Annotated in this window: 8 protein-coding genes and 1 pseudogene; 1 reads left to right on the top strand and 8 read right to left on the bottom strand. The window is 70.0% G+C overall.

Annotated elements, in window-relative coordinates:
* Window positions 1-149 precede the first annotated feature (149 nt).
* The 3 genes from BJF77_RS09170 to BJF77_RS09165 all read right to left on the bottom strand — a co-directional run bounded on the left by BJF77_RS09170 (window position 150) and on the right by BJF77_RS09165 (window position 1,881).
* On the bottom strand, window positions 150-581 hold the full coding sequence (locus tag BJF77_RS09170) for a hypothetical protein (protein WP_075871953.1): 432 nt from the start codon (window positions 579-581) through the stop codon (window positions 150-152).
* A 6-nt stretch (window positions 582-587) separates the two neighbouring features.
* The gene (locus tag BJF77_RS19995; protein WP_139318497.1) at window positions 588-683 is read right to left on the bottom strand and encodes an LPXTG cell wall anchor domain-containing protein; all 96 of its coding nucleotides are present in this window, start codon (window positions 681-683) and stop codon (window positions 588-590) included.
* A 406-nt stretch (window positions 684-1,089) separates the two neighbouring features.
* Complete coding sequence (locus tag BJF77_RS09165) at window positions 1,090-1,881, bottom strand: ZIP family metal transporter (protein ID WP_075871952.1); 792 nt, start codon at window positions 1,879-1,881, stop codon at window positions 1,090-1,092.
* Between the two features lie 700 nt (window positions 1,882-2,581).
* Here BJF77_RS09165 and BJF77_RS19440 point away from each other — a divergent pair.
* Window positions 2,582-3,214, top strand: a complete 633-nt coding sequence (locus BJF77_RS19440) for a calcium-binding protein (RefSeq protein WP_255396196.1) — start codon at window positions 2,582-2,584, stop codon at window positions 3,212-3,214.
* An 82-nt stretch (window positions 3,215-3,296) separates the two neighbouring features.
* Here BJF77_RS19440 and BJF77_RS09155 read toward each other — a convergent pair whose 3' ends face one another.
* The 5 genes and pseudogenes from BJF77_RS09155 to BJF77_RS09135 form a co-directional block, all read right to left on the bottom strand.
* Window positions 3,297-3,659, bottom strand: coding sequence for a metal-sulfur cluster assembly factor (locus tag BJF77_RS09155; RefSeq protein ID WP_047802736.1), 363 nt, complete (start codon window positions 3,657-3,659; stop codon window positions 3,297-3,299).
* 35 nt (window positions 3,660-3,694) lie between these two features.
* Window positions 3,695-4,455, bottom strand: a pseudogene (gene sufC, locus BJF77_RS09150) (Fe-S cluster assembly ATPase SufC).
* 41 nt (window positions 4,456-4,496) lie between these two features.
* A complete protein-coding gene (sufD, locus tag BJF77_RS09145; protein WP_047802769.1) occupies window positions 4,497-5,696 on the bottom strand; it encodes a Fe-S cluster assembly protein SufD in 1,200 nt (399 codons plus the stop codon).
* Window positions 5,697-5,862: 166 nt separating this feature from the next.
* On the bottom strand, window positions 5,863-7,317 hold the full coding sequence (gene sufB / locus BJF77_RS09140; RefSeq protein ID WP_047802738.1) for a Fe-S cluster assembly protein SufB: 1,455 nt from the start codon (window positions 7,315-7,317) through the stop codon (window positions 5,863-5,865).
* Window positions 7,310-8,101, bottom strand: a complete 792-nt coding sequence (locus BJF77_RS09135; RefSeq protein WP_075871950.1) for a metalloregulator ArsR/SmtB family transcription factor — start codon at window positions 8,099-8,101, stop codon at window positions 7,310-7,312. The genes sufB and BJF77_RS09135 overlap by 8 nt, the downstream gene beginning before the upstream one ends.
* Window positions 8,102-8,291 lie beyond the last annotated feature (190 nt).

Raw genomic sequence — 8,291 nt, 5'->3', positions numbered from 1 at the left:
CGACTTCATGGGGGACTCGGCGTTTTGGAGGGACGGTCCAGTGGTGAACTGGGTGGCAGTACACCCGGACCGGGTTGCCGAACTGCGTGGACCGGCGGCCGGCGTCGGGTCCGACGTCGGCTGCCGGTGTGCGGGTCTCGACGAGCCGGTCAGGTCCGGGGACGCTCATCGGCGTCGGTGCTGCTCCCGGGCGCGACGGATCGCTGGTCCCGGAGGCTGTCGTCGAGGCGGGAGTCGTCCTGCCCGGGCGCCTCGCGCTCCCGGCGGCCGGCACCCTCGTGCGACCCCTGGGACCACTCGTCGCGTTCGGCGCGGTCGGTGTGGTCGGCCTGGTCGGTGCGCTCCCCGTCCGGGTCCAGTGTGGCGGCCTCCCGCCGGTGGGCCTCCGCCTCCTCGCGTGCGCGGTCGGCCTCCTCGGCCCGCCGCCGGGCCTCCTGCTCGATCCGGTCCGCCTCGATCCGGGCCTTCTCGGCCTCGGCCCGAGCCGCCTCCGCGTCCGCCTTCTGCTCCCGGGCGGCCAGGCTCTCCTCCTCGCTGCGGGCCCGCAGGTCGGCGGCGCGCTCCCGGTTCCGGCGCTCCACGGCGGTCTAGTGGTCCCGCTTCTTCTTGCCGACCCCCACCAGCGCGAGCACGACGAGTGCCAGCACCACGATCGCCAGCACGATCCAGATCCACGGTTCCATCGGACGGTCCTCCTCGGTCGACGCGGGATGTCCCCGGATGCGGGATCCTCACGCTCACGTGCCAGCCCGGCGGGCCTGCTACCCGTCAGTTCAGCACCGGTGCCCTGTCCTGTCCACGACCGCGGAGGCCCGCCACACCGCCTGATGCAGGCTTGCCCGGACGATCAGGAGTTCCCCGCGTGAGGGGCGGACATCGTCCCAGGTCGGAGGCGGCAGTTCCAGAGATAACGCACGGCCCCGGCCGCTGAGCCCAGCGTGTGCACCGACGCACGGACTCCGCGCACCCGGCGCGAGTCGGATTGTGTCGACTTCCTGCCCGGCAGTCGATCGGCCGCCGGCGCCGTGCACCGTCCGCCGCGCCCGGACGGGTGGAGGAGGTGTTTCGGGTGGCGGTAAGCGTGGCGGCTCAGGCCAGCGAGAGCGCGAAGGACAGTGCGAAGCCGGCCGCCGTGCTCAGCGCCACCGCGGGACCGCCGTGCTCGTAGGCCTCGGGCATGAGGGTGTCGGCCAGGGAGGCGATCACGGCGCCGGCGGCGAAGGCCAGCGGCAGGGAGATGGTCTGGGGATCGCTCCCGGCCAGGGGCCCCGCGCCGAGCAGCACGGCCAGCACGAGCAGCACCCCGCAGACCGTCCAGAGCAGCACGGCCCGGCCTCTCGACATGCCCTGCTCCCGCATCGAGGCGGCTCCCACGAGGGACTCGGGCAGATTGGAGACAAAGATCGCGGCGAGCAGGGCCAGCCCCCCGGTGCCCTCGGTGAGGGAGACGCCCAGGGCCACGTTCTCGGGCACCCCGTCCAGGGTGACGGCGGCGAGCAGGGCCAGGCCGGCCGCACCGCCGGCCGACGCCGCCGTGGGCGCCTCGTCGTCGGCGGCGGCGTCCGGGTCCAGTTTGGCGCTGCCCTGCTGCCGCTCCGCATCCCGGGACCGGGGCCCGGGCTGGGCCCAACGGTCCAGCAGGGCGCTGAGCACGGTGAAGACCACGGCCCCGGCGAACAGCCCGCCCACCGCCAGACCGATGCCCCCGCGCTCGTAGGCGTCCTCGAACAGCTCGAAGGCCAGGGCGGTGATCAGCGCCCCGGCGGCGAAGGAGAGCAGGATGGCGAGAAGACGCTTCGGCAGCTCGAACCGCACCCCGACCAGCGCGCCGATCACCAGGGCGCTGGAGGCGACGAGCCCGAACATCAGGGTCTGGACCATGACCGCAGTGTAGGAGCAGGCCGCGCCGGAGGGGCGGTATGCCGCAACGTTTCCCCGCCCGCGCCCGCGGGACGCCGGAATCGACGCCCGAGGCGGTGGCCCCGCGTGCCCTCGCGGACGGAGCGGGGACCGCAGCCGCTGCACGGCGCTGCGGGCGTCGGCCCTGGTGGGAGACTGTTTCGACCTTGATCTGTGACAGAAGCTTTACTTTTCATGGGTTGGAACCGAGCTAGCCTGTAAGCACCGAATTGCGGAACCGAGGCCCCTTCGGAAAAGCTTTCGACGCCGACGCGCACACGATATTCCGGAGAATACGAGCGGCTCGGCCTTGTTGATGCGGCGATGTGGACCCATCGACCACACTGACACCCTTATCCCTTGTCAGACCCGCATTCGTATTTCCCTGTCCCAATACGGACATCACCCTCGGACCGGGTGATCAAGGCAATCCAGCACGCCCCGCAATGCGGAAGGAGAAGCCAGCAGGAATAGTCCCGGACGGCGTCGGTCATCGACGTCGGTCCTTTTCTTACCAAGAGCACGGAGAATTGTCATGAGCAGCATTCTTGACTCGCATGCGCACGCCCCCACGCAGGGAAGCCGGCCTCCTCGCGGGGTCGGAGCTCGGCGGATCGTCCGGCGGAGGTCGGCGAGCATCCTCTCGGCCGGCGCACTGGCCGGGGCCTCCCTCTTCGTGGGCGTGGCACCGGCACACGCCGACACCGGCGTGCGGATCGACAACGGGGTCCTGGAAGTCACTGGCGACGCACAGTCCAACGACGTGAGAGTCACGGTGGTCCTGAGGCAGGGCGTCGAGCGCTACAGGATTGCGGTGCCGGGAAGCACCGTGAACCCGGGATCAGGGTGCAGGTCCGACGGTACGGCTGCCGTGACCTGTCGGACCTCCGGTGTGTCCTCGATCGATGTGAATGCGGGCAACGGCAACGACAGTGTCACCCTGGACGTGACGGTTCCGACCACGGTGCGGGGAGGCAACGGCAACGACACCGTCAACGGCAACGACCGGTTCGACGGCGGCGCCGGCAACGACCGCCTGAACGGGGCCAGCGGCAACGACACGCTCAACGGCGGCAACGGCAACGACGTCCTGACCGGGGGCGCCGGCGCCGACACCTTCAACGGAGGCAACGGCAACGACACCGTCAACGGAGGCAACGGCAACGACTCCGCCAACGGCGGCAACGGCAACGACACCCTCAACGGCCAGAACGGCAACGACCGTCTGATCGGCGGTCCCGGCACCGACACCGCGAACGGCGGCAACGGCACGGATCGGTGTGAGGCCGAGACGGAGGTGAACTGCGAGAACTGATCCGGCGTGGCCGGACGGACGACGGCGCCCCGCCCACCTCGTGCGAGGTGGGCGGGGCGCCGTGGTCGTGCCCGGAGGCCGATCAGATGTTGAAGCCCAGGGCCCGCATCTGGTCGCGGCCGTCCTCGGTGATCCGGTCGGGACCCCACGGCGGCATCCAGACCCAGTTGACCCGCCACTCGTCCAGCAGCGGGCCGAGGTTCTGCTCGACCTGCTCCTCGATGACGTCCTGCAGCGGGCAGGCCGCGGTCGTGAGGGTCATGTCGAGGATCAGGGCGCCGTCCTCGGCCCACCGGGAGCCGTAGAGCAGGCCCAGGTCGACGATGTTGACGCCGAGCTCGGGGTCGATGACGTTCTTGAGCGCCTCCTCGACCTCCTCCGTGGAGAGCCGGCCCGCGGGAGCCTCGGAGGTGTCGACGGGGGTCTCAGCAGGGGTGTCGGCCATCGCTGGCCTCCTTTCGGTGCTGGTCGGCGCGGCGCTTACTTGGCGGGAGCGAGGTAGCGGTCGTAGCCTCGTTCTCGAGCCGCTCGGCGAGCTCGGGACCGCCCTCGTCGACGACGCGGCCGTCGGCGAACACGTGCACGAACTGCGGCTTGATGTAGCGCAGGATCCGCGTGTAGTGGGTGATCAGCATGACGCCCATGTCGTTGGTCTCCAGGGCGCGGTTGACGCCCTCGGAGACGACCTTCAGCGCGTCGACGTCGAGGCCGGAGTCGGTCTCGTCGAGCAGGGCCATCCGGGGCTTGAGCAGCTCGAGCTGGAGGATCTCGTGGCGCTTCTTCTCACCGCCGGAGAAGCCCTCGTTGACGTTGCGCTGGATCATGTCCGGGCTGATCTTCAGCTGCTCCATGGCGGCCTTGACGTCCTTCGTCCACGTGCGCAGGGAAGGGGCCTCGCCGTCGATCGCGGTCTTGGCGGTGCGCAGGAAGTTGGAGGTCGTCACGCCCGGGATCTCCACGGGGTACTGCATGGCCAGGAAGAGCCCGGCACGGGCGCGCTCGTCCACGGACATCTCCAGGACGTCCTCGCCGTCCAGGAGGACCTGGCCGGAGTCGACGACGTACTTGGGGTGCCCGGCGATGGTCGAGGCCAGCGTGGACTTGCCGGACCCGTTGGGGCCCATGATCGCGTGCACCTCACCGGAGTTGATGGTGAGGTTCACGCCCTTGAGGATCGGCTTGGTGGTCTCGTCGTCGAGCACGACGGACGCGTGCAGGTCCTTGATCTCGAGAGTTGCCATGGATGGTTCTCCTGTGGTCGGGAAGAGTGTGGGAAAAGAGCTCAGTGGTTGGCGGAGGCGAGCTCGTCCTGGACGGCCTCGCGCAGCCGCTCCTCGATGTCCGGGACACCGATCTGCTGGAGGATCTCGAACAGGAAGCCGCGCACCACGAGCCGGCGCGCCTCGTCCTCGGGGATGCCCCGGGACATGAGGTAGTACAGGTGCTCGTCGTCCAGCTGCCCGGTGGTGGAGGCGTGGCCGGCCCCGGCGATCAGGCCGGTCTCGATCTCCAGGTTGGGCACGGAGTCCATGCGCGGCCCGTCGCCCAGGATCAGGTTCCGGTTCAGCTCGTAGGTGTCGGTGCCCTCCGCGGTGGCGCGGATCAGGACGTCGCCGACCCACACGCCGTGCGCGTTCTCGCCCTGCAGCGCGGACTTGTAGGTCACCCGCGAGGTGCAGTGCGGCTGGGAGTGGTCCACGAACAGCCGGGACTCCAGGTGCTGGCCGGCGTCCACGAACGTGAGGCCGTACATCTCCACGGAGCCGCCGGGGGCGTCGAAGCGGGTGGACGGGGTCACGCGCACCAGGTCACCGCCGAGGGAGACGAGCACGTGCTTGAAGGAGGCCGACCGGCCCAGGCGCGCCTGCTGGGAGGAGGCGTGCACGGCCTCGTCGTCCCACTCCTGGAGGGTCACCACGGTGAGGTTGGCCGAGTCGGCCACGCGGAACTCGACGTTCTGCGAGAGCACCGCGCTGCCGTGGTGGCGCAGCACCACGAGCGCCTTGGAGAAGGGCTGGGCGTCGATCACCAGGTGCTGGGCCGCCGGGGTGGCGTCCGTGCCGTGGATGTCCACGAGGACGGGCGCGGCGATCTCGGCCTCCTGCGGCACCGTGAGCACGGTGGCCTCGGTGACGCTGCTCCACGCGTTGGCGGAGACCCGGTCCTCGGGGATGCCGGCGCTGCCGATCCGGGCGTCGTCGCGGCCGACGGTCTCCACGCGCACGGCGTCGGAGTCCACGGTCACCGCCGGCGCCGGGCCGGTGAGGGCGTCGGCGTGCAGGCCCTTGAGGCGCTTGACCGGGGTGAACCGGAAGTCCTCCTCCTTGCCCGTGATCTTCGGGAAGTCCGCGACGTCGTAGGACGTCTGCCGCCCGGCACGGGAGGAGTCCGGGCCCTCGGCGCTGCCGCCGCGGGCGGACTCCCGCACGAGGGTGTCGTTCTCGACCTTGTCGCGGGCGAGCCGCTCGCCCTCCTGGTCCATGCCCGGGATGGCGACGCGCCCGTCCCCGGTGGGGACCCCGTCGACCTTCTCGCCCAGGTTGTCGTAGACGTCCTTGGCCGTGCCGACGGCCTTGTCGGCCACCGCGGTGGCGGCGGAGGCGGCGGCCTCCGCCGCGTTGCGAATCGTTTCGTTCAGCTTGGACATGTCAGCCAACGGATCCTTCCATCTGCAGTTCGATGAGGCGGTTGAGTTCGAGCGCGTACTCCATGGGGAGCTCACGGGCGATCGGCTCCACGAAGCCGCGCACGATCATCGCCATGGCCTCGTCTTCGGCCAGGCCTCGCTGCATGAGGTAGAACAGCTGCTCCTCGGAGACCCGCGAGACGGTCGCCTCGTGGCCCATGGACACGTCGTCCTCGCGGATGTCGACGTAGGGGTAGGTGTCCGAGCGGGAGATCGTGTCGACCAGCAGGGCGTCGCAGACCACGTTGGACCTCGAGCCCTTGGCGCCCTCGCGGACCTGCACGAGACCGCGGTAGGCGGCGCGGCCGCCGTTGCGGGCCACGGACTTCGAGACGATCGACGAGGAGGTGTTCGGCGCGATGTGCACCATCTTCGAGCCGGTGTCCTGGTGCTGGCCCTCGCCGGCGAAGGCGATCGAGAGGGTCTCGCCGCGGGCGTGCTCCCCGGTCATGTAGACGGCCGGGTACTTCTGGGTCACCTTCGAGCCGATGTTGCCGTCGATCCACTCCATGGTGGCGCCCTCGTGGGCGATCGCGCGCTTGGTCACCAGGTTGTACACGTTGTTCGACCAGTTCTGGATGGTCGTGTAGCGCACCCGGGCGTTCTTCTTGACGATGATCTCGACCACGGCGGAGTGCAGCGAGTCGGAGTTGTAGATCGGCGCCGTGCAGCCCTCGATGTAGTGGACGTAGGAGTCCTCGTCCGCGATGATCAGCGTCCGCTCGAACTGGCCCATGTTCTCGGTGTTGATGCGGAAGTAGGCCTGCAGCGGGATCTCCACGTGCACGCCCTTGGGGACGTAGACGAAGGAGCCGCCGGACCACACGGCGGTGTTCAGCGAGGCGAACTTGTTGTCGCCCACCGGGATGACCGTGCCGAAGTACTCCTCGAAGAACTCCGGGTGCTCCTTGAGGGCGGTGTCGGTGTCCATGAAGATGACACCCTGCTCCTCGAGGTCCTCGCGGATCTGGTGGTAGACCACCTCGGACTCGTACTGGGCGGCGACGCCGGCCACGAGCCGGCCGCGCTCGGCCTCGGGGATGCCGAGCTTCTCGTAGGTGTTGCGGATGTCCTCGGGCAGGTCCTCCCAGGTCTGGGCCTGCTTCTCCGTGGAGCGCACGAAGTACTTGATGTTGTCGAAGTCGATGCCGGAGAGGTCCGCGCCCCAGGCGGGCATGGGCTTGCGGTCGAAGAACTTCAAGCCCTTCAGCCGCAGGTCGGTCATCCACTGCGGCTCGCTCTTCTTGGCCGAGATGTCCCGGACGACCTCCTCGTTGACGCCGCGGCGCGCGGAGGCGCCGGCGACGTCGGAGTCCGCCCAGCCGTACTCGTAGGTGCCGATGCCCTCGAGCTCCGGGTTCTTCTCCAGGATGTCGGCGATGACAGTGTCGTTGCCGCTGGCGATCTGTTCAGTCATGACGGCCTTCCTCTGTTGTCTGGTCTGTGGGGTGGTCCGTGGTCGTCCGGGCCGCGGCGGGTCCGGGCCGTGCGAGGGGCACGTGCGTGGTGCACACGTGCGCGCCGGCGGCCTGCGTGGAGAGCCGGCGGACGTCCGTGCCGAGCAGCCGGGCGATGAGCTCGGTCTCCAGCTCGCAGAACTGCGGGTAGCGGGCGGCCAGCTCCCGGACGGGGCAGTGGCCCTGGCACAGCTGCGCGGAGACGATGGTGCGCTGGTCCCCGCGCCCCACGGCGACCTCGTTCGTGGAGGCGGCGAAGCCGTCCTGGCTCAGCAGGCGCACGAGCACGGGCAGGCGGTCGGCGACCTCCGGCCCGGCGGCCTCGACCTCGGGGCGGTAGGCGGCCTCGAGCCGGTCCACGCGCTCCTGGATGAACTCGCGCACGGCATCGGGACCGGCGACGCGCCGGATGGCCTCCAGGGCGTCGGTGGCGATCTCGAGGTAGTCGTCGCCGAGCTTCGCGTGACCCTCGGGAGCCACGACGTAGCGGCGGGCGGGGCGGCCGGCGCCGCCGGTGCGGCGGCGGACCATGGTGACCTCGATGTAGTGCTGCTGCTCGAGGGCGTCGAGGTGGCGCCGCACGGCCGCCGGGGTGAGCTCGAGCATGTCGCCGAGGTCGGCGGCCGAGACCGGTCCGTGCTCCAGGACGGCCCCCAGCACGCGGGAGCGGGTGTTCTCCTCCTGCTCCGCCCGCGGTCCGCCGGAGGAGCGGGACAGGCTCCGGGCGTCCGTGGTGTGGGTCATGGGTGAACCGTGCGCTCCTGATCGGAGGTGGGGTGGAAGGTGGTGTGCTGCGCGGTGCGCCCCGCGCGGGGGCTCACTGAATACACAACCTCAGTATGTCGTTATTCATTCCGGTGCGGCCAGTAAGTTCAGCCTTACCCGGACCCGCCCCGGAAATCCCGACCTATTCATAATAACCCGCCGGGGCGGC

Origin of the sequence: Kocuria sp. CNJ-770 (genome assembly GCF_001942375.1) — a bacterium.
GTDB lineage: Bacteria > Actinomycetota > Actinomycetes > Actinomycetales > Micrococcaceae > Kocuria > Kocuria oceani.
Note: the sequence above shows the minus strand (reverse complement) of the source record. Positions and strands in the feature narration are given on the sequence as shown.